Consider the following 19,353-nt stretch of genomic DNA (forward strand, 5'->3'; position numbering starts at 1 on the left):
AGCCCGAGGAGACCGCGGAGAACCCGTGTGACGGATTTACCCAGGCCACTACCATGCGAGGCGTGACAGCGGGAAGCGAGTCGGTCCTCGAACTGCTGCCGATGGTCTTCGCCGACCCGGGCGAGGCCCGGGCACGCGCGGAACACGTACTGCACAGCCGTCCGTCACCGCTGCACGCCAGCATCGCCCACCAGGTTCTCGGCATCTGGCAGCGGGACTTCGGCGACCTGAGGATCGCCCTGCGGCATCTGCGCCGGGCCCGGGACCTTGCCGCGCGCGCCGAGTCGGCCGACCGGGAGGCGGACGTGCTCGCGACGCTGGGGGTCGCACTGGTGCACGCGGGGCGCACGCGACAGGGGCTGGCGTCGTTCGAGCGGGGTGTCGCGCGGGGCAGCGGACACACCAGGGCGCGGGTGCTGTACCGGCGGGCCTATGTGTGGTGGGTGCTGGGACACCACCGGGAGGCGCTGGAGGACGTACGGCGGGCGCTTCCGGTGCTGCGGCAGACCGGCGACGACATCTGGACCGCACGGGCCCTGACGCTGCGGGCCACGGTGCATCTGGCGGTGGGCGCGGTGGACCGGGCCGACGCGGACTTCACGGCGGCGGAGCGCCTGTGGGAGACCACCGGCCAGGAGCACGACAAGGCGGACGCGGTGGAGAGCCGGGGCCTTGCCGCGTTCCGCTCGGGTGACATCCCGGCGGCACTGCGGCTGCTGGACGAGGCCGAGGAGCGGTACGGCAAGCTGGGCACGCCCACGTTCATGCTGTCCATCCGCCGCTGCGAGGTGCTGATGGCGGCGGGGCTCGCCCCGGAGGCGCTCACGGAGGCGGACGCGGCGATCGCGCTGCTGGACCGGATGGGCGGGCAGTCCACCCGCAAGGCCGAGCTGCTGCTCGCCGCCGCACGGGCCGCCCGCTCGGCCGGGGACCCGGACACCGCCATCGTCCGCGCCGCCCACGCCGTACGGCTGTTCACGGGGCAGCGGCGCAGCTGGTGGGAGACCCATGCCCGGCTGGTGCTCATAGAGGCCAGGGTGGCGGCGGGGCGCAGGTCGGGGCGGCTGGTCGCGGACGCGGCGGCGGTGGCCGGGCGGCTGGCCTCCTTCGGTTCGCCCGCCGCGCCGGAGGCCTCGCTGCTGGCCGGACGGATCGCGCTCGCCCTGGGCCGGACGGCGGAGGCGGAGCGGCACCTGGCGGTGGCCGCCCGCAGCCGGCACGGCGGTCCCCCGCCGGCCCGCATGACAGGCTGGGCCGCGCAGGCACTGCGGGCCCGGGCGGCCGGTTCCGGACGAGGCGTACTGAAGGCCTGCCGGCGTGGCCTGGACGTGCTCGACGACCACCGGATGACGCTCGGCGCCTCCGAGCTGCGGGCCCGCGTCACCGCGCAGGGCGCCGAACTGGCCGCGCTCGCACAGGAGGCGAGCCTGGCCCACGGCAGCCCGCGGCGGCTGCTGGAGTGGAGCGAACGCTGGCGGGCGACCGTGCTGTCCGCGCCGCCCACCCGGCCGCCCGCCGATCCGGCGCTGGTCGGCAGCCTCACCGCCTACCGGGAGATAGCGGCCCGCGCGGAGGAGGCGCGCAGGGAGGGCCGCCCGATTCCCGCCCTGGAGCGCGAACAGCGGCGGCTGGAGCGGGAGATCCGCTCCCGCACCCACCATCTGCGCGGCGACACCCCGGGCTACGGCGACCGCTTCGACGCCTGCCGTCTGCTGGACCGGCTGGACGAGGCGCGGCTGGCCGAACTCGCCGTCGTGGACGGTCAGGTGCACATCCTGCTGTGCGGGCAGGGCCGGGTACGGCGGTTCGCCGGCGGCATGCTCGCGGAGGCGGTGGCCGAGGCCGAGCATGTGCAGGCCGGGCTCAGGCGCCTCGCGCACCCGGGAGGCGAGGCGCGGCTGCCGCTGGTGGAGGCCGCGGGCCGGCGCCTGCAGGAGCTGCTGCTGGGCGATGCCGCAGCGCACCTCGGTTCCGGGCCGGTGGTGATCGTGCCGCCGGGCGCACTGCACCGGGTGCCGTGGGCGCTGCTGCCCGCGCTGCGGGAGCGGGTGCTCAGCGTGTCGCCGTCGGCGGGCAGCTGGCTGCGGGCCCGGGAGACCGAGCCGCCGCCCGGTGGCCGGCCCGTCCTGGTACGCGGCCCCGGCCTGGCCACGGGCGGCGCGGAGGTGCCCGAACTGGCCGACCGGTACGGCACTGCGACCGTCCTGGAGGGCGAGGCGGCGCAGGTCCCGCGCGTGCTGGAGGAGCTCGACGGCGCGGCCCTGGCGCACCTGGCCGCGCACGGCACGTTCCGCGCCGACAGCCCGCTGTTCTCGGCCCTCCGGATGGCCGACGGCCCGCTGATCGTGCACGACTTCGAGCGCCTGGCCCGCAGCCCGTACCGGATCATCCTCTCCAGCTGCGACACCGCCCGCCTCGCCTCGGTCGGCGCCGACGAACTCCTCGGCCTGGTCACCGCGTTGCTCCCGCTGGGCACGGCCGGGGTGGTCGCGAGCAGCGCACCCGTCAACGACGCCGCCGTGGTCCCCCTGATGCTCGCCCTGCACAAGGGCCTCGACGCAGGCCTCTCCCTGGCCGAGGCCCTGCGCGACGCCCGCACCGCCCAGCCCGACGACGCGGTCCACCAGGCAACGGGCTGGGCGTTCGCGGCGTTCGGCGCGGCGTAGCGTTGCACTGGCTCGGACAGCGCCTATGACCGCAGACCGTCCGTCAGCTGCGGGCGCGCTGTGGCTGGTCGCGCAGTTCCCCGCGCCCCTTTCCTGCCGTTGCCGTCGGCCACAATCACACCGCCCTCGGCTCTCAAGCCGGCTCAGCCTCCGGCAGGTCACTCAGCCACGGCAAGGCACCACGATCGCTGGCCCCGAGCCGCGTGTAGGCCCCGTACAGGTGATTGCCGACGGTCCGGACGGACAACGTCAGTCTCTCGGCGATCTCCCGGTTGCTCAGGCCGGCCGCCGCGAGGGTGACGATCTGCCGTTGTCGCGCGGTGAGGTCGCCGAGGACGAGCCCGGACAGCGCCGGGGTGCGGGCACCGTCGCAGCGTCGGGCCAGCGCGACGGCGCGGGTGCGGGAGAGGCGGGCGGCGCGCGGGTCGCGGTGCGCGCCGACGGCCTGGGCATGTGCCTCGGCCGCGAACAGCAGGAAGCCCCGCTGCGCCAGCACCTCGGCCACCCGGTCCAGCGCGGGCCCGTCGGAGCGGGCGAGCGCCTCGGCGTGCCGGGCGAACACGCCGTCTCCCGGCAGCCGCGCGGCCACCCGTTCGGGAGCGCCGAGGCGTACGGCGTCGTAGAGCGCGAACACCTCGTCCGCGGCGATCGCGGCCAGGGCGCCCTCGATGTCACCGCGGGCCGCGGCCGCCCATACGCCTCCCCCCGTGGCCTCGCCCAACTGTCCTGCGGCCAGCTCGTGTTCGCAGCGGCAGCGCCCGTCACCCGGCGCCACCCGCAGCCCTTCCCGCGCCCAGGCCGCCGCTTCCCGCAGCTCTCCGCGCAGCCGGGCGCACCGGGCGCGTACGGCGGCGTATCCGGCGGGGACCGGCAGGCCCTCGGCCAGCAGCCAGTCCCCCACCGGCGCCGGCGCCGCCCGCACATCCTGGTGCTCCAACCTGGCTTTCAGGGAGGCCTCTTCGGCCTCCAGGGCAGCGTCGCACCGCTCCGGTGTGCGGGCGAGCCGCCGCGCCCGCAGCCGGCCGGCACCGGCGCGCAGGGCCGGGCCGTGCAGGGGGTGGGCGAGGGCGACCGAGCCACTGTCGTCCACGTGGATCAGGCCGTAGCTCTCCAGGCGTTCGAGGACGTCCAGGTCGAGGTCGTTCAGCGCGAGCGGCAGGGGCTCGGCGAAGGCCAGCCGGTCGAGTGTCTCCCGCTCGTCGGCGTCGAGCCGGTCCAGGGCGGGGGCGAGACGGTCGCGGACGCTCGCGGTGAGTGGCACCGGGCCGCGCCACGCCCACTCACCGGTGTCCGGGACGCGGGCGAGCCCCCCGGACCGGCGCAGCGCCCCCAGCAGATCGCGCAGCAGCCGCAGATCGCCCCGGCACATCCGGTGCAGCCGACTCACGGTGAGCGGCTCCAGACCGGCCACGGCGAGCAGTTGGGCGGTGTCCTCGCGGGGCAGTGGCTCCAGCGCGAGGCGCGGCAGCAGTTCCCCCGTCCACAGCCGGGACACCGCGCCCGGCGTCGGCACACCGTCCGTGGCGGCCACGGCCAGACGGGTGCGGCCGTGCACGGCGAGCTGGTGGACGAGCGCGGCGGAGGCCTCGTCGAGCAGGTGTGCGTCGTCGACGACGAGGAGCCGTACGCCGGACAGAAGGTGCACCGCGCGATGCAGCGAGACGGCGTCGGGCAGCAGGTGCGCGAACGCCGCGAAGGGCAGCCCCCGGGTCTCTGGCGTCCCGGTCACCCGGGCACAGTCCGCGCCCCGTACCGCCTCCGTGAGCAGCCGGGTCTTGCCGGAGCCGGCCGGTCCGGTCACCACGATGCCGGGCCGGCCGGCCGCCAACGACCTGCGCGCCTGTTCCAGTTCGTCCTCCCGGCCGGTGAACGGCCAGGGCAGCTCCAGGGTCTTCGCATCCTGTTCGTAAGTCGTCACGCTAAGAGGAGCGCGCCTACTCAGGTTTGATACAGGGTGACTTGAGTAGCCCCCGACTCAGGCGTCCGGTCCCCGGGAGCGGCAGTCTGGCTGTCCTGGCCACAGTCCGGCGCCGGGGGAGCGGTCGAGTGGGACGTCGCCTTCGGGGGAGGGAGATGTCCCGCTCGACCGTCGGCCACTTCATGACGCGGCCCGCTCGGCCGTGGTGGCGGCGTCGGGGTGGGCGAGGCCCAGGTGGTCGCGCAGGGTGGCGCCCTCGTAGTCGGCGCGGAAGACGCCCTGTTCCTGGAGGAGCGGGACGACCTTGTCGGCGAAGCCGTCGAGCCCGCCGGGGGTGATGTGCGGGACGAGGATGAAGCCGTCGGACGCGTCCGCCTGCACGAAGTCGTTGATGGTCCGGGCGACGGTGGCCGGGGAACCGACGAAGGTCTGCCGGTTGCCGGTGTTGATGACCAGCTCCCGGATCGACCAGTTGTTGGCGGCGGCCAGCTCCCGCCACTCGCGGGCGATGGCGATCGGGTCGCGGTACATCCGCACCTGGGCCCGGCCCCGGGAGATGTGGTCCTCGCTCACCACCGGGTCGATGTCGGGCAACGGGCCCTCGGGGTCGTACGCCGACAGGTCACGGTTCCAGACGAACTCCAGGTGCTTGATGGCGGTGGCGCCGCTGACCTGCTGCCGGCGCACCTCGCGGGCCAGATCCGCGGCCTCCTCGTCGGTGTCACCGAGGACGACGGTCGCGGCGGGCAGGATGAGCAGCTGGTCGGGTCGGCGGCCGTACTTGGCGAGGCGTCCCTTGACGTCCGTGTAGAAGGCCTGGCCCTCCTTGAGGGTGGCGTACCGGCTGAAGATCGCGTCCGCGCTCGAGGCGGCGAACTCGCGGCCCTCCTCGGAGTCGCCGGCCTGGAAGATCACCGGGCGGCCCTGCGGGGAGCGCGGGGCGTTGAACCGGCCATGGATGTCGAACTGCTGCCCCTGGTGCACGAAGGCACCGGCCTTGGCGTCGCTGAGGAAGGTGCCGGTGGCCTGGTCGGCGAGGATCTCGTCGCCGCGCCAGGAGTCGAACAGCTCGTGCGCGGTGGCGAGGAACTCCTTGGCACGGGAGTAGCGCTCGTCCTGCGGCAGGAATCCGCCGCGGCGGAAGTTCTCGCCGGTGAAGGCGTCCCAGGAGGTGACCACGTTCCAGGCGGCGCGGCCGCCGGAGAGATGGTCGAGGCTGGCGAACTGGCGGGCCACCTCGTAGGGCTCGTTGAAGGTGGAGTTGATGGTGCCGGTCAGGCCGAGCCGGTCGGTGACGGCGGCCAGCGCGGCCAGCACGGTGAAGGTGTCGGGGCGGCCGACGACGTCCAGGTCGTATATCTTGCCTCCCTGTTCGCGCAGCCGGAGGCCCTCGGCGAGGAACAGGAAGTCGAACTTGGCCCGTTCGGCAGTGCGGGCGAAGTGCGCGAAGGAACTGAACTCGATGTGGCTGCCGGCGGCGGGGTCGCTCCAGACGGTGGTGTTGTTGACGCCGGGGAAGTGGGCGGCCAGGTGGATCTGCTTCAGCGGATTGGTCATGGTCGTGCGTTCCTCCGGCTCAGGCGACGGCTGCGGCGTAGCGGTTGGCGGGGCGGGCGAGTCCGAGGAGGCCGCGCAGGGTGTCGGCCTCGTAGGCCTGCCGGAACAGGCCCCGGCGCTGGAGTTCGGGCACAAGGTGCCGGGTGATCTGCGGCAGGTCGTGGCCGGCCACGGCCGGCCGCAGCCGGAAGCCGCTGAGGCCTCCCTCCCGCAACTCCTGCAAGAAATCAGCGAGTTGGGCGGGTGTACCGGTGAAGATCCGGGCGTCGCTGGTGTACGGCTCTCCGGCGAGGACGTCGAGGCGCTCGCGGCGGGCCGCGGCCTGGGCCGGGTCCTCGTCGAGGAAGACCACGAGGTCGCCGAAGACGTGCAGGGTCTGCCCGGCGCGGCCCGCCGCGGCCTGCTCGGCGCGGATCTCGGCGACGATCGCACGGGCCTGCTCGGTGTCGTGCGGGGTGACATAGCCGACGTCGGCCTGACGGGCGACGAGCCGGTAGGGAACGGTGTCGTGGGCCAGGGCGGTGACGACCGGCTGTCCCTGGGGCGGCCGGGGCGTGATGGAGGGGCCCTTGATGCTGAAGTGCCGTCCCTCGAAGCCGGTGTAGTGCAGCTTGTCGCGGTCGACGAAGCGGCCGGTGGCAGCGTCCCGGATCTCCGCGTCGTCCTCCCAGCTGTCCCACAGCCGGCGGACCACTTCGACGTACTCGGCGGCCTCGTCGAACAGCTCGGTGACCAGCTCCCGCGCGGACGGGCTGTCGTAGGCGTCGATCAGGGGGATCGTACGGCGGCCGAAGTGTGCGGCCTCGTTCGGCCGGGCGGTGATCTGGACGCGCAGTCCGGCGCGGCCGGTGCTGACGTAGTCGAGGGTGGCGATCGCCTTGGAGATGTGGAACGGCTCCGTGTGCGTGGACACCACGGTCGGCACCACGCCTATGTGCCGGGTCAGCGGCGCGATACGGGAGGCGATGAGCACGGCGTCCAGTCGGCCGCGAACCTGGTCGGTGCGGTCGTCCGGTTCGAGGAAGCGGGAGGACTGCGGGCCGAGGCCGTCCTCGATGGTCACGAAGTCGAGCAGGCCGCGCTCGGCCTCGGCGACCAGGTCGGCCCAGTAGCCGGCGGTGAACAGGTCCCGGGGCCGGGCCACCGGCTCGCGCCAGGAGGCCGGGTGCCAGCCGGTGCCGTCCAGGGCGACGGCAAGATGCAGGGAGGGTGCGGAAGTTGAGGACACGTGGGTGCCTTCCTGGATGTCCGTACGAGAACACCGGCTCGCGGGGCAGGCGTCGGCGGCGGGCGAGCGCGGCAGGATGAGACCCGGGCCCATGCCCGGGAAAGAGCGGGAAAGCCGGGGAAAGAGTCAGCGGCGACAGAGCGCGCCGGCCACACGCTGGAGGTCTATGTGCGGCCGGGAGTGGAGACGGACGGAGCGGTACGGGTGCGGGGCGCGCAGCGCAAGAGCAAGTGTCACGGCCGTCACCTCCGTCGGTCGGGCGCGGCGGGCCTGGTCGGCGTCCGCCTGGCTGTTCTCGTCATGAGTCACAACGCCCGGGCTGCGCCGGATGTTCCCGCGCTGCGGACCATGAATGTTCGCGGACTGCGCAGTTGCACGATGCGCGAGCGGCGGCGCAGAGTGAAGCCGATCGACTCGTACAGCCGGATCGCCGGTGCGTTGTCCGCGGCGGCGTGCAGGAACGGGGTCTCCCCGCGTTCCCTGATTCCCGCCGCGACGGCGCGTACCAGCCGCGTGGCCAGCCCCCGGCCACGGTGCTCCGGGTCGGTGCAGACGGCGCTGATCTCCGTCCATCCGGGCAGCCGCAGCCTCTCGCCGGCCAGCGCGATCAGCCGCCCCTCGTGCCGGATGCCGAGGTAGGTGCCCATCTCGACGGTCCGCTTCAGGAACGGGCCGGGCCTGGTGCGGGCGACCAGGTCGAGGATCTCGGGGACGTCGGCGGGACCCAGCCGTACCGCCTCCGGGTCGGGCTCGGCCCGCAGCCCCGTGTCGACGAGCTGGACGCCCTCCCCGCCGCCGACGACCTCCCATCCGTCGGGAGCCCGGTCAACGGGCTTGACCCGCACAGCCGTTCCCGGACCGACGAGCGTGTGCAGGTCGGCCCAGGCGGCCGGGTCCGCCGGGTCGGCGAGGGCTGCGCAGGCGTAGGTGCCGGCCTGGTAGCGGGCGGCGCGGCCGACCCGTTCGGCGAGGTGGGCGTGGGGGCCGTCGAGGGCGGCCCAGACGGCGTTGTCGAGGCCGGGGGCGGCCGACAGAGGCGGGTCTCCGCCTCCGCGGACGTCGGTCTGGTGGGCCACGGAGACGGAGTCCTTTCCCGACCCGATGTGCATGCGAGCCATGTGGCGGGGTTCAGGAGTTGTCCAGCGGCAGCCCGGGCGGGTTGACCTCGGCCTTGTCGACGGCCTCGTTGGAGAGGTTGTAGGCGGCCAGCCACTTGGCGTACTGCCCGTTCCTGATCAGGTAGTTGACGGCGTCGGCGATCGGTTTGGCGAACCCGCTGTCCTTCTTGGTGGTGGCCGCGATCAGGCCCTGCAGGGAGGCGCCGGCACCGGAGAAGGTGCCCGCGCTGCGGGTCGGGCTGGGCGAGGTGGCGGACTGCTTCTCATGGTAGGCGAGGCCGGGGTTGGCGCCGAAGTACGCGTCGATCCTGCCGCCGGTCAGAGCCAGGTAGGTGGCGTTCTTGCTGGCGAAGTTCTTGACGGTGAGGGTCTTGTCCTCCTTCTTCAGCTTCGCCTGCCACTCCAGCAGGATCTTCTCCTGGTTCGTGCCGTTGTCCACCGCGACCGTCCTGCCCGCGAGGTTCTCGTAACGGCCGTCGAAATTCCAGGTGCTCTTCTTCAGCACCTCGAAGCCGAGGTTGTCCTTGCGGTAGGACGCGAAGTCGTACTTCTTCTTGCGCTCCTCGGTGTCGGTGATGTTGGAGAAGCCGACGTCGGCCTTGCCGCTGTCGATGCCGACGAACATGTTCTCCCAGGTGAAGTTCTTCACCTCGGGCTTCAGACCCAGGACCGAGGCGACCAGGCGGCCGAAGTCGGGCTCGGCGCCGGTCAGGGTCTTCTGGTCGGAGCCGACGTAGGCCAGCGGCGGGAAGCCGTCGGGCAGCGCGCCGATGGCGATCTCCAGCTTGCCGCTCTTGCGGACGGACGCGGGCAGTTCGGCGCTGATCGACTTCACCTCGGAGACCTTGAGCCCGGTCTCGGTGGCCGCACCGTTGGACACCTGCCCCACGGTCACCGTGCCGGCGGCGTCGGTCGTGGTCGCGGCGTCGCTGTCACCACCGCAGGCGGCGAGCCCGGTGGCGAGGGTGGCGACGGCGGTCGCCGCGGTGATGCCGCGCTTCAGGCTGCGTCGGGAAAGGTGGCTGGGCATGGCTGTCCTTGTCGTCGGTTGAAGAAGGTGCTGAGGGTGATGAGGGTGCAACAGGGGAGAGATCAGAGAACCTTGCTCAGGAAATCCCGGGTCCGCTCGTGTCGGGGCTTGTCCAGCACCTGGGCGGGCGGCCCCTGTTCGACGATCCTTCCGCCGTCGATGAAGACGATCCGGTCGGCGACCTCGCGGGCGAAGCCGATCTCGTGGGTGACGATGACGAGGGTGGTGCCGCTGGTCGCCAGGTCCTTGATCACGGAGAGGACCTCGCCGACGAGTTCGGGATCGAGCGCCGAGGTCGGCTCGTCGAAGAGGATGATCCCGGGACGCAGGGCGAGGGCGCGGGCGATGGCGACGCGCTGCTGCTGGCCTCCGGACAACTGCCGCGGGTAGGCGCCGGTACGGTCGCCGAGGCCCACCCGGGTGAGCAGTTCGCGCGCCAGCTCCTGCGCCTCGGGCTTGGTCAGCCTGCCGGTGGCGACGGGCGCGGCGGCGACGTTGTCGAGGACGGTCAGGTGCGGGAAGAGGTTGAAGTTCTGGAAGACGAAGCCGATCCGGCTGCGCTGGGCCAGGATCGTGCGCTCGCTCAGTTCCCTCAGCCGGCCGCCGCTGCCACGCTTGACGCCGATCAGTTCGCCACCGACGCTGACGTGCCCGATCTCGGGCTTCTCCAGGTGGTTGACGACTCTCAGCAGGGTGGACTTACCGGAGCCGGAGGGTCCGATGACGACGGTGACCTCGCCGGGGCGCACGGTCAGGTCGATGCCGTCGAGGACGCGGTGGGCGCCGTACCACTTGTGGACGTCGTGGATCTCCAGCGCGGCCGGGATCGTCTCCGGGGGCCTGGTGGTGGTCATACGGCGGCCTCCCGGCGCAGCCGGGCCCTCAGGTCGGTGAGGGCGGCGCGCGCCTTCTGCAGCGGGGTCGGCGGCAGGCTGCGGGTGGCACCGCGGGCGAAGTACCGCTCGACGTAGAACTGGACGACGGACACGAGGCTGGTCAGGATCAGGTACCAGACGGTGGCGACGAGCAGCAGCGGAACGATGTCGCCGGGGTAGGTGCTGCCCATGCTCTGCACCGAGCCGAACAGGTCGAGCAGGGACACGTAGAACACCAGGGACGTGCTCTTGATCAGGCCGATGAGCTGGTTGACGTAGTTCGGGGTGATGGATCTGAGGGCCTGCGGGAAGACGATGCGGGTGAACTGGTAGCCCTTCGGCAGGCCGAGCGCGGCCGCCGCCTCGTGCTGGCCCTGGTCCACGGAGAGGATCCCGCCGCGCACGACTTCGGCCGCGTAGGCCGCCTCGTTGAGGCTGAGGCCGATGACGGCGACTGTCATGTCGGTGGCGAGCCGGGACTCGTCGAAGGTGACGAAGGCCGGTCCGAACGGGATGCCGAGGCTCAACGTCTTGTACAGAGCTGAGAAGTTGTAGAGGAAGATCAGGAGGACGATGAGCGGGACCGAGCGGAACAGCCAGGTGTAGGTCCAGCTCACCGCCCGCAGCACCGGGCTGCCGGAGAGCCGCCCGAGGGCCAGCAGGATGCCGCCGAGCAGGCCCAGCACGGCACTGAGCGCGGTGACTTCGAGGGTGACGCCGAGCCCGTCGAGGATGGCCGGGCGCAGGAACCAGTAGCGGAAGCGGTCCCACTGGTAGAAGGGGTTCGTGGCCAGGCCGTGCACGATCTGTGCGACGACCACGAGGACGACGGCGGTCGTGATCCATCGGCCGGGTCGCGGCAGCGGCTGAACGCGCTGCGATGCGAAGGACTTTGACGGTGTGTCGACTGGCGGCGCCTCGGCCAGGGAGACGGCGGCGCCTGGGGGTTCACTCATGGCGGGCTCCGGCGGAGTCGGACACCCCGGGATCACGGCGCGCGGGTGCGGGCTACGACGGCACTACGGCACGGGGCGGCACGCGAGGACGCACGGGAACCGGGGGCTGGGCGGACAACGGCACACCGCACGGACGGTGTGCGTCGGGAACGCGGGGCTGGGAGTGACGTCAGCCCTGCTGGCGGGCACAGCCCGAGACGGTACACAGTGCACTGTTGACACGGAGCAGATCTACGGCACGGTCGGCGACGAGGAGCCCGGTGTACGGCGGTACGCAGCTCTGGGCGCGGCTCGCGGCCGTCCGGAGAGCTGCGTACATGGCGTCACCTGTCACTGTTCCGGCCCCGCGGGGCCCTCGCGCTTACCGAAAACGTCATCCGGAAACGTCGTCCGGTCCGGTCGTCACCTGGGGCACCCCACCGCGATGGGAGGGTTGCCGGTCAGCGAGCCAGGGCTTGGCGCTGACGCTCATGACCGTTCTGAGCGGTAAGTAAAGGCAGTTGGCCGTTCGGCTGTCAACGACTGTCCGAGGGATGGACCATGCCCGTCCCGCTCTCACCTGCGGGAAGTACCCGGGCTGTCCGTGGTGTGGCGCTTCCAGTCCAGGATCTGGACGGCGGCTCCGGCGGCCTCGAGGCCCTGGCAGTGGCCGTGGTGGCGGCGGGCGATGCCGTCGAGGTCGAGGTGGGAGCCGAAGGCGGGGTGGGCGGCCAGGCGCCGGGCGTGGGCCCACAGCGCCGGGTGGCCGGCGATGCGGTGCACCGCGGAGGCGTCGAGGTGGCAGCGGTGCACGGTGTCCAGTTGCACCAGGGTCACCCACAACTCGATGTCGGCGGCGGTCAGTCGGTCGTCGACGAGGTACTCCTCCCCCGCCAGGTACCGCTCGATCCTGCCCAGCGTGTCCAGCAGCAGATCGAGTGCGGCGGCGCGCTCGGCGGGGTCGGCGTCGGCGCGTCCGGCACGTTGCGCGGCCTCCTGGATGCCCTCGGCGCAGAGCCGTTCGACGGCCTCGATCTCGCTCTGCGTGCCGCACGGATACAGGGAGGGACGGCCGTCCCGGGAGAAGCGGTCCAGGTCGCGCAGGATGTCCGGGGCGTGGGTGCTGACGATGCGCCCGGACCAGTCGTCGCTGAGCACCGGCGCGAGGGCCGGTCCGGTGTAGTGGTGCGCGCTCGCCTCGTACAGCGGGCGCAGAGCGGCGTGGCCGCCGCCGGGACAGTCCGGGACGGCGGGCAGGAAGGTGACCGGACAGCTGCCGTCGAGGCCGAGCAGGCGGTGGCCGATGGCGAGGCGCAGTCCGTCCGGACAGGCGGTGGACAGATGGAGCCGGTAGCGGTGCGGCACGGCGTAGTGGCCGCTGCGCGCGTCCCGGCCGATCCGGCCCCGGAAGGCGGGGGCGGTGCGGTGGGCGGTGCGGTGCGTGGCGAGCGGAGTGATGGACATGCGTCTCCCCGGATGCGGGCGCGCGGGCGTACGCGCGGCGGAAGCGTCGTCGGACGGTGGGTGCGAGGAGCGGGCCCGGCTCGGTGTGCGGGAGGGGCCCGGCTCAGCCTGCGGAGCGTGCCCGGCTCAGCGGCGAGGGCTGATCGCGCTGCAGACGCGCAGCAGGTCGATGTGCAGGCGGGAGGTGAGAAGGGGTGCGTGCAACGGCGTACGGCCCGCTCGGCCGACGACCGTCCTCAGGCGCACCATATTTCCCTACCTGTTCACTAGGATTCCCTACCTGGAGTGTCGATCCGGCGCATCACGGAGTCAAGGGGGCGTCCACGCCTAGGACTCCGGGCGGGCGACGAAGCCGGTGCAGAGGGCTCGTACCGACCGGCTCGCTCGGCGAGGCGCGCTCCTCGGGCGCGAGCAGGCGGGCGAGGTTCTGCGATGAGCGGGGCGATCCTGTAGCCGCCGAGCCGCCCCACCATCCGCCCGGACACCCACCGGCGGACCCGTCTGTCCGCGGCTGCCCTCACGTCCACCGGTACACCCTCGGGGCCACAGCCCGCCACTCATCGAGTTCGTGAACGAGTCCCGGGTTCGTCCTCCGAAGCGGTTGCACAAGGCCGCGTTCGGGCAGGCTCCCCACGCGCTGCCGGGCCGCAGTCCCCGCGGCGGGCGTTGCGGTGGGTGGCTGTGACGTACATGGCCGCAGCACCGCTCGGTCCTGCGAACCGACGGTGCTACGAATCTGCGAGCACAACTGCACCCCGACCAACCCGGCGTCGGGGACAGAGGTCGGGGAGCAGGTGCACGGTGCCCCGGTCAGACGGCGCCGGTGAGTCCGCCCAGAAGGCCGCCGACCACGTGGAGCAGGCCACCGAGGAGGCCACCGAGGCCACCCCCGCCGTTGTTGTCGCCGGTGCCAGTGGTGTCGTCGGCCGGGACGACCGAGACTGCGACGCTGGAGGGGGGGACATCGTCCTGTGCCTGGGCGGGAGAGGCCAGCGCGAGGGCACCGAAGGTGAGCAGGGTACTTGCGGCGGTGCAGGCCGCGAAGCGGCGTATACGGTTCACATCGGACTCCTGACGGGGAGCGAGTGGGGACACATACGACGTTAGGGGCGCATCGCACGCGGTGCCCTTCTGGAATGGTCCGTTCGGGTGAGCGGGGCCGCAGCGGCACGAGAACGCCCGGGAATGCCGAAGAGCCCTGCCTCGCTGATGCGAAACAGGGCTCCGACATGCGACTGCGAAGCAGTCTCCGTGTCGGGACGACAGGATTTGAACCTGCGACCCCTTGACCCCCAGTCAAGTGCGCTACCAAGCTGCGCCACGTCCCGTTGCGAGCTCACGCGGGGTGTTCCGCGTGATCACGCAGGTCAACCCTACCGCACGCGCGCGGGTGCCCGTGTCGCCCCCGCCGCAGCGGAGTCCACCGTGCGGCCGGTGCGGCGGGCCGGGACGAGGAGGGCGGCACCGGTCGCAGCCAGGCAGAGCAGGGCGAGCAGGGTCCAGCCGTGGGTGTAACCGGAGGCGTAGGGGAGGCCGGAGGGCTGGAGGCGGCCGGTGACCAGGACGCTGGTGAGCGCGGCACCGATGGAGCCGCCGATGGTGCGGATGTTGGCGTTCATGCCGGTGGCCGCGCCCGTCTGCTCGGGCGGGACACTGCCCACGATCAGGTTGGCCATCGACGCGTAGGCCAGTCCGATGCCGAGGCCGAACAGGCCTGCGACGACCCCGATCTGCCACTGCGCGTCATGCCAGAGGGTCAGGAAGCCGCAGGCCAGTGCGCCGAGTGCGGCACCCGTGGTGAGCAACGCCTTGGCGCCGACGCGGGGTTCGAGCCGTCCGGACAGAACACCCGACAGGAACATCGCGACGAGCATCGGCAGCATGAGCAGGCCGGACTCGGTCACGCTCGCGCCGAAGCCGTATCCGGCCGCGGACGGCGTCTGCACGAAGCCCGGCAGGAAGGACCAGATCGCGTACATGCCCGCGCCGAACAGGAGGGCGGCCAGGTTGGTCGTCCACACCGCGGGCAGGCGCATCACGCGCAGGTCGATGAGGGGGGTGCGGGAGCGGGCCTCGGTGGTCAGCCACAGCGCGAAGAGCGCTGCGGCGGCGGCGAACAGGCTGAGCACCTTGCCCGAGCCCCAGCCCCACTGTCCGGCCTGGCTCAGCGGGAGCAGGAGGGCCACCAGCCAGGCCGACAGCAGCCCGGCTCCAAGCCAACTGACCTTCCCCTGGGCGCGGTTGGGCGATTCGGGGATACAGCGCAGGGCGATCAGGACGGTCACGGCGACGACGGCCACCGGGATCCAGAACAGCCAGCGGTAGTCGAGGGCCGAGACGATGGGGCCGGCGGCCACCATGCCGACACCGCCGCCCGCGGCGATCACGGCGGACAGGTTGCTGATGCTGCCGCCCACCTCGGACGGGGCGAACTCGTCCCGGATGATGCCGAAGGAGAGCGGGAACAGGGCGCCGCCCGTGCCCTGCACGACCCGGGCGACGATCAGCACGCCGATGCCCGGGGCGAGCGCGGCGACGAGGCAGCCGGCGAGGACGGCGACCAGGACCGCGACGAGGGTGCGCTTCTTGCCGACGAGGTCGCCGACGCGGCCGAGGATGGGGGTGAAGACCGAGGCGGACAGAAGGTATGCCGTCATCACCCAGGTCGCGGTGGACTGTGAGGTGTGCAGGGCGTGCTGGACGGTCGGCAGGGCCGGCGCGATCAGCGACTGGAGCATGGCGAACACACCGGCACCGGTCGCGAGGACCGTGAAGGTGAGACGGCTGGACTTGCGGGGCATGGAGGAGCCTCTCCGGAATCCGAGCGCGGAGGGTTGGATGTCTTGGGGAGCGGGCGGTGCGCGGGTGCGCAGGGCCCGTACTCACAGGGATGTGGGGGGAGGCCGGCGCCTGACGCGTCCGTCCACGGCGAAGCCACCCCCGCACTGCTAAAGTGGAGGTACCCCTCCACTCTAACGGAGGCACCCCTCCGGTTCAACCGATTCCCCTCCGGGAGGCAGCAGTGACGGCCACGCCGTTCCCCGTCAGCGAGATCGTCGCGTCCCGCCGGCCGCACCGTAAGGACGCCGCACGCAACTACGACGCCCTGCTCACAGCCGCCCGCGAGGCGTTCGCGGAGCACGGCGCGGAGGCCTCCCTGGAGGACATCGCCCGCCGCGCGGGCGTCGGCATCGGCACCCTGTACCGGAACTTCCCCACCCGCCGCGACCTCTTCGAGACCGTCTACGCGGACGAGGTGAACGCCCTGTGCCGGGCGGCCGTGGAGGTCGCCGACCGGGAGCCGTGGCAGGCCCTGACGTCCTGGCTGAACCGGTTCACCGGCTACATGGTCACCAAGCGCGCGGTCCGCGAGGCCCTGGACGACGAGTCGGACATCTTCATGGCCTGCCGCGAGTCCATGTACGCGGCCGGCGGCCCGCTGCTGGAGCGCGCCCAGAAGGCGGGCGTGGCCCGCGCCGACATGGACTTCGGCGACCTGCTGCGGATGGTCGCCGGCATCACGGCGACGGCCTTCGAGGACGACGCCCAGCGCGACCGGGTGCTCGCGATCGCACTGGACGGGGTGCGCACCGGCCGCTGAGACCTGCCGCTCGGCCCGTCGGCCCGGGGCTTCACTCGCGTTCCGGTACGCGTTCCAGTACGAGGTCGAAGCAGGCGTGCCGGAACGGGTTCGCTACGCCGAACTCACGGGCCAGGGACGGGTCGTCGGTCGGGGTGAAGTCCTGGACCAGGCTGTCCTTCACGGCGAACACCGCGTCCGAGTCCAGGTGGGCGTCGCCCGCCACGAAGATGTGGGTGGTGACCGGGGCGTGGCCGTCGGCCGTCGCGATGAAGTGGATGTGGGCGGGGCGGTAGGGGTGGCGGCCGGCGGCCCGGAGCAGGGTGCCCACGGGGCCGTCGGTGGGGATCGGGTAGGAACTGGGCACGCAGGTGCGGAACCGGAAGCCGCCCTCGGCGTCGGCGGTGAACACGCCCCGCCCGTTGCCGGGCGGTTGGACGTCCGGGCGCTGGACGTCGTAGAAGCCGTGCGTGTCGGCCTGCCACACGTCCAGGACCGCGCCGGGCAGCAAGGTGCCGTCGGCGGAGCGGACCCGGCCGCTGACCACGCAGGGTTCGCCGTCGCCCACCAGGTCGATGCTGTCGCCGAGTTCCCGCACCGGGGACTTCGTCAGGTGGAAGGGGCCGAGGACCGTCGACTCGGTGGTGCCGGGTGCGCTGTGCCCGTGCAGCGTCTCGACGAGCATGGACAGGCCGAGGACGTCCGAGAGGAGGATGAACTCCTGCCGGGTGTCCGTACAGGCCTGACCGGTGGCCGTGAGGAAGTCGATCGCCTGTTCCCACTCCGCCTGTGTCAGCCGGGTCTCGACGGCGAAGGCGTGCAGGTGCCGGACGAGGGCGGTGAGCAGGTCGCGCAGGCGGGGGTCGGCGGTGGCGCGCAGGCTGTCGACGGCCTGGCGGGTCACGGCGTCGGCGGCTGCTTCGGTTACGGCGTCTTCGGTGGTCATACCGACTCCATGCCCGGCGGCACGCCGGTCCCTACTTGATGAGCGCGTTGGCCACCACCACGATCACCCCGAGCAGCGCGTCCACCGCACCGATGAGCATGGCGGCCGGCCAACTGCGCGCCGACCAGCGGGCGGTGACGAGGCCCAGGGCGAAGAGGATCACGGTGTTCAGGCCGAACGCCGCGTACTCCACGCCGTTCTTCGTGGGCCACCAGCCCCACCCCGCGCCCGCGAGCAGGAAGACCGTCGGCAGGACGACCACGATCAGCGGCCACTCGTCGCGCAGGGCGAGCAGGACGTCCCAGCGGCGATGCGGGGTGCGCTCGGCGATGTAGTGGGCATAGCCATGGGCGAGGGCGGAGGCGAGCGCGGTGAAGAGCAGCCAGGCGGCGTCGTAGCGGCGGCTGGCGGCCGAGCTGTGACCGTACTGGGTGAGCGCGGCGACCATCGAGCTGGCGAGGACGGCGCCGTAGACACCGCCGAACAGGACGGCCTCACGCGTGTCGTGCTGCCGGTGCGGCTCGACGGCGGCCGCAGTGGAGTCAGCCATGCTCTCCACGATCACCCGTGCCCCGCACCGCCGCCAGTCCGCGGCTGGGGTCCGCACGGCCCGACGAAGTGTCCTCCCACCAGCCCCGATGCCGCACACACTGTCGACGGCCGCTCGGGGCGGACCCTGGCTAGGGTCGCCTCATGACGCACAGCTTCGCGCTCCACATCCCCGACGCCGACCTCGAACCCGAGCCCCTCGACCCGGAGCAGATCGTCTCCGGGAACCCCGAGGTGACCGGAAAGGTGGTCTGGGAGTCGGCGGACGGCCGGCAGATCCGCGGGATCTGGCAGATCACGCCGGGCGTGGTCACCGACACCGAGGCGGACGAGCTGTTCGTGGTGATCAGCGGGTCGGCGACGATCGAGGTCGAGGGCGGGCCGACGCTGAGGGTGAGGCCCGGCGACATGGCCGTGCTGCGCGCGGGCGACCGTACGACGTGGACCGTGCACGAGACGCTGCGCAAGGCGTACGCGATCAATCTGTGAGATCCCGGGGCGCCGCCGTGGTGCCCCTGATCTCCAGCGTCGGCGCGGCGAGGTGCACCCGTCCTTCTCCCCCGGGCCGCTCGAAGCGGTCGAGGAGGCAGCGGGCGGCGCGGCGGCCGACCTCGTAGGGGGCCGTGTCGACGGTGGTCAGCCAGACGTGGCGCAGCCGGGCGATGCTCGTGTTGTCGTACCCCGTGACCGACAGGTCCCGCGGCACCCGCAGCCCCAGCTCCTCGGCCGCCGACAAGGCGCCGACGGAGGCGATGTCGTTGACGGCGAAGACGGCGGTGGGCCGGTCCGGGCGGCTGAGCAGCCGAACGGTGGTGCGGTAGCCGCCCTCCTCGGTCATGTCGCTGAGCTCGACCAGCGCCTGCGCCCCGTGGTTCCGCATGGTCGCCTCGAAGCTGCGCCGGCGCAGCTCGCCCACGGCGCCGTAGCCCGCGATGTGCGCGACACGGCGGTGGCCGAGCCCGAGGAGGTGCTCGGTGACCAGCCGCGCCCCGGCCTCGTCGTCGTTCGCCACGACGTCCACGCCGGTCAGCACCGGCTCCCGGGCCCCGGCGACCACGACCGGTATGCGCTCGGCGACCGCGCCCAGGAAGTCCGGGCCGGGCAGTGTGCCGACCACCACCAGGCCGTCGACGCCGAGGTCCAGGAAGGGGCCGGTGAGGTCGTCGCCGGTCCGGCGGTTGAGGCGGGCGTCGGCGAGCAGCATGTGCAGGCCGTTGTCGCGCAGAAGTGAGTTCAGGCCGTCGAGGAGGTCGACGAACCAGGGGTTGCGCAGGTCGTTGAGGAGGACGCCGACGGTGCGGGTGCGCTGCTCGCTCAGGCTGCGCGCCGCCGCGTTCGGCCGGTAGCCGAGCTCCCGCACCGCCCGCAGCACCGCCTCGCGCTTCTCGGGGCGCACCTGCTCGGAGCCGCGCAGCACCAGCGAGACCAGCGACTTGGAGACTCCGGCCCGTTCGGCCACGTCGCGGATCGTCGGCTGTCTCATGACC

General features: G+C 72.6%; 18 protein-coding genes, 1 tRNA gene and 1 riboswitch. Of the genes, 3 read left to right on the plus strand and 16 right to left on the minus strand.

What is annotated here, in order from left to right; translation table 11 throughout:
* Positions 1–53 precede the first annotated feature (53 nt).
* Complete coding sequence (locus tag AQI88_RS01145) at positions 54–2,666, plus strand: CHAT domain-containing protein (protein ID WP_107118424.1); 2,613 nt, start codon at positions 54–56, stop codon at positions 2,664–2,666.
* Between the two features lie 133 nt (positions 2,667–2,799).
* Here AQI88_RS01145 and AQI88_RS01150 read toward each other — a convergent pair whose 3' ends face one another.
* From AQI88_RS01150 to AQI88_RS01200, 13 genes are all read right to left on the minus strand, one after another.
* Positions 2,800–4,584, minus strand: a complete 1,785-nt coding sequence (locus tag AQI88_RS01150; RefSeq protein ID WP_066990262.1) for a LuxR family transcriptional regulator AbsR2 — start codon at positions 4,582–4,584, stop codon at positions 2,800–2,802.
* A gap of 180 nt (positions 4,585–4,764) precedes the next feature.
* Positions 4,765–6,141 carry an NtaA/DmoA family FMN-dependent monooxygenase gene (locus AQI88_RS01155; protein WP_066990265.1) on the minus strand — a complete coding sequence of 459 codons (1,377 nt, stop codon included), beginning with the start codon at positions 6,139–6,141 and terminating at the stop codon, positions 4,765–4,767.
* A 19-nt stretch (positions 6,142–6,160) separates the two neighbouring features.
* Positions 6,161–7,369: an LLM class flavin-dependent oxidoreductase gene (locus tag AQI88_RS01160; RefSeq protein WP_066990267.1), complete on the minus strand. Its 1,209-nt coding sequence runs from the start codon at positions 7,367–7,369 to the stop codon at positions 6,161–6,163.
* A gap of 126 nt (positions 7,370–7,495) precedes the next feature.
* Positions 7,496–7,678 carry a putative leader peptide gene (locus AQI88_RS48965; RefSeq protein WP_107118425.1) on the minus strand — a complete coding sequence of 61 codons (183 nt, stop codon included), beginning with the start codon at positions 7,676–7,678 and terminating at the stop codon, positions 7,496–7,498.
* Entirely contained in the window at positions 7,675–8,445 is a 771-nt protein-coding gene (locus AQI88_RS01165) for a GNAT family N-acetyltransferase (RefSeq protein WP_066991546.1), read from the minus strand. The genes AQI88_RS48965 and AQI88_RS01165 overlap by 4 nt, the downstream gene beginning before the upstream one ends.
* 52 nt (positions 8,446–8,497) lie before the next feature.
* Positions 8,498–9,517 carry a transporter substrate-binding domain-containing protein gene (locus AQI88_RS01170; protein ID WP_066990270.1) on the minus strand — a complete coding sequence of 340 codons (1,020 nt, stop codon included), beginning with the start codon at positions 9,515–9,517 and terminating at the stop codon, positions 8,498–8,500.
* Positions 9,518–9,579: 62 nt separating this feature from the next.
* A complete protein-coding gene (locus AQI88_RS01175; protein WP_066990274.1) occupies positions 9,580–10,371 on the minus strand; it encodes an amino acid ABC transporter ATP-binding protein in 792 nt (263 codons plus the stop codon).
* Complete coding sequence (locus AQI88_RS01180) at positions 10,368–11,348, minus strand: amino acid ABC transporter permease (protein WP_066990277.1); 981 nt, start codon at positions 11,346–11,348, stop codon at positions 10,368–10,370. Before AQI88_RS01180 ends, AQI88_RS01175 begins: the two co-directional genes overlap by 4 nt.
* A gap of 352 nt (positions 11,349–11,700) precedes the next feature.
* Positions 11,701–11,824, minus strand: a riboswitch (SAM riboswitch).
* Positions 11,825–11,903: 79 nt separating this feature from the next.
* Positions 11,904–12,791 (minus strand): glutathione S-transferase C-terminal domain-containing protein, encoded by an 888-nt coding sequence (locus AQI88_RS01185; RefSeq protein WP_066990281.1) that lies wholly within the window; start codon positions 12,789–12,791, stop codon positions 11,904–11,906.
* 126 nt (positions 12,792–12,917) lie between these two features.
* Positions 12,918–13,040: a putative leader peptide gene (locus AQI88_RS48415; RefSeq protein ID WP_279616517.1), complete on the minus strand. Its 123-nt coding sequence runs from the start codon at positions 13,038–13,040 to the stop codon at positions 12,918–12,920.
* Between the two features lie 561 nt (positions 13,041–13,601).
* A complete protein-coding gene (locus AQI88_RS46970) occupies positions 13,602–13,853 on the minus strand; it encodes a hypothetical protein (protein WP_066990284.1) in 252 nt (83 codons plus the stop codon).
* Between the two features lie 192 nt (positions 13,854–14,045).
* Positions 14,046–14,119 (minus strand) — tRNA-Pro (locus AQI88_RS01195).
* A 45-nt stretch (positions 14,120–14,164) separates the two neighbouring features.
* A complete protein-coding gene (locus AQI88_RS01200) occupies positions 14,165–15,592 on the minus strand; it encodes an MFS transporter (protein WP_066990287.1) in 1,428 nt (475 codons plus the stop codon).
* A gap of 221 nt (positions 15,593–15,813) precedes the next feature.
* On the opposite strand from AQI88_RS01200, the gene AQI88_RS01205 reads away from it, so the two are divergent.
* Positions 15,814–16,392 carry a TetR/AcrR family transcriptional regulator gene (locus AQI88_RS01205; RefSeq protein WP_066990291.1) on the plus strand — a complete coding sequence of 193 codons (579 nt, stop codon included), beginning with the start codon at positions 15,814–15,816 and terminating at the stop codon, positions 16,390–16,392.
* A gap of 31 nt (positions 16,393–16,423) precedes the next feature.
* On the opposite strand, the gene AQI88_RS01210 is transcribed toward AQI88_RS01205, so the two are convergent.
* Positions 16,424–17,317: a dioxygenase family protein gene (locus AQI88_RS01210; protein WP_066990294.1), complete on the minus strand. Its 894-nt coding sequence runs from the start codon at positions 17,315–17,317 to the stop codon at positions 16,424–16,426.
* A gap of 31 nt (positions 17,318–17,348) precedes the next feature.
* Positions 17,349–17,867 carry a hypothetical protein gene (locus AQI88_RS01215; protein WP_066991549.1) on the minus strand — a complete coding sequence of 173 codons (519 nt, stop codon included), beginning with the start codon at positions 17,865–17,867 and terminating at the stop codon, positions 17,349–17,351.
* Positions 17,868–18,010: 143 nt separating this feature from the next.
* Here AQI88_RS01215 and AQI88_RS01220 point away from each other — a divergent pair, with 143 nt between their 5' ends.
* Positions 18,011–18,355 carry a cupin domain-containing protein gene (locus AQI88_RS01220; protein WP_066990297.1) on the plus strand — a complete coding sequence of 115 codons (345 nt, stop codon included), beginning with the start codon at positions 18,011–18,013 and terminating at the stop codon, positions 18,353–18,355.
* Here AQI88_RS01220 and AQI88_RS01225 read toward each other — a convergent pair.
* Positions 18,345–19,349, minus strand: a complete 1,005-nt coding sequence (locus tag AQI88_RS01225) for a LacI family DNA-binding transcriptional regulator (RefSeq protein WP_066990300.1) — start codon at positions 19,347–19,349, stop codon at positions 18,345–18,347. The two genes, AQI88_RS01220 and AQI88_RS01225, sit on opposite strands and share 11 nt — an antisense overlap.
* Between the last annotated feature and the right edge of the window lie 4 nt (positions 19,350–19,353).

The sequence above is a fragment of the Streptomyces cellostaticus genome, assembly GCF_001513965.1.
GTDB lineage: Bacteria > Actinomycetota > Actinomycetes > Streptomycetales > Streptomycetaceae > Streptomyces > Streptomyces cellostaticus.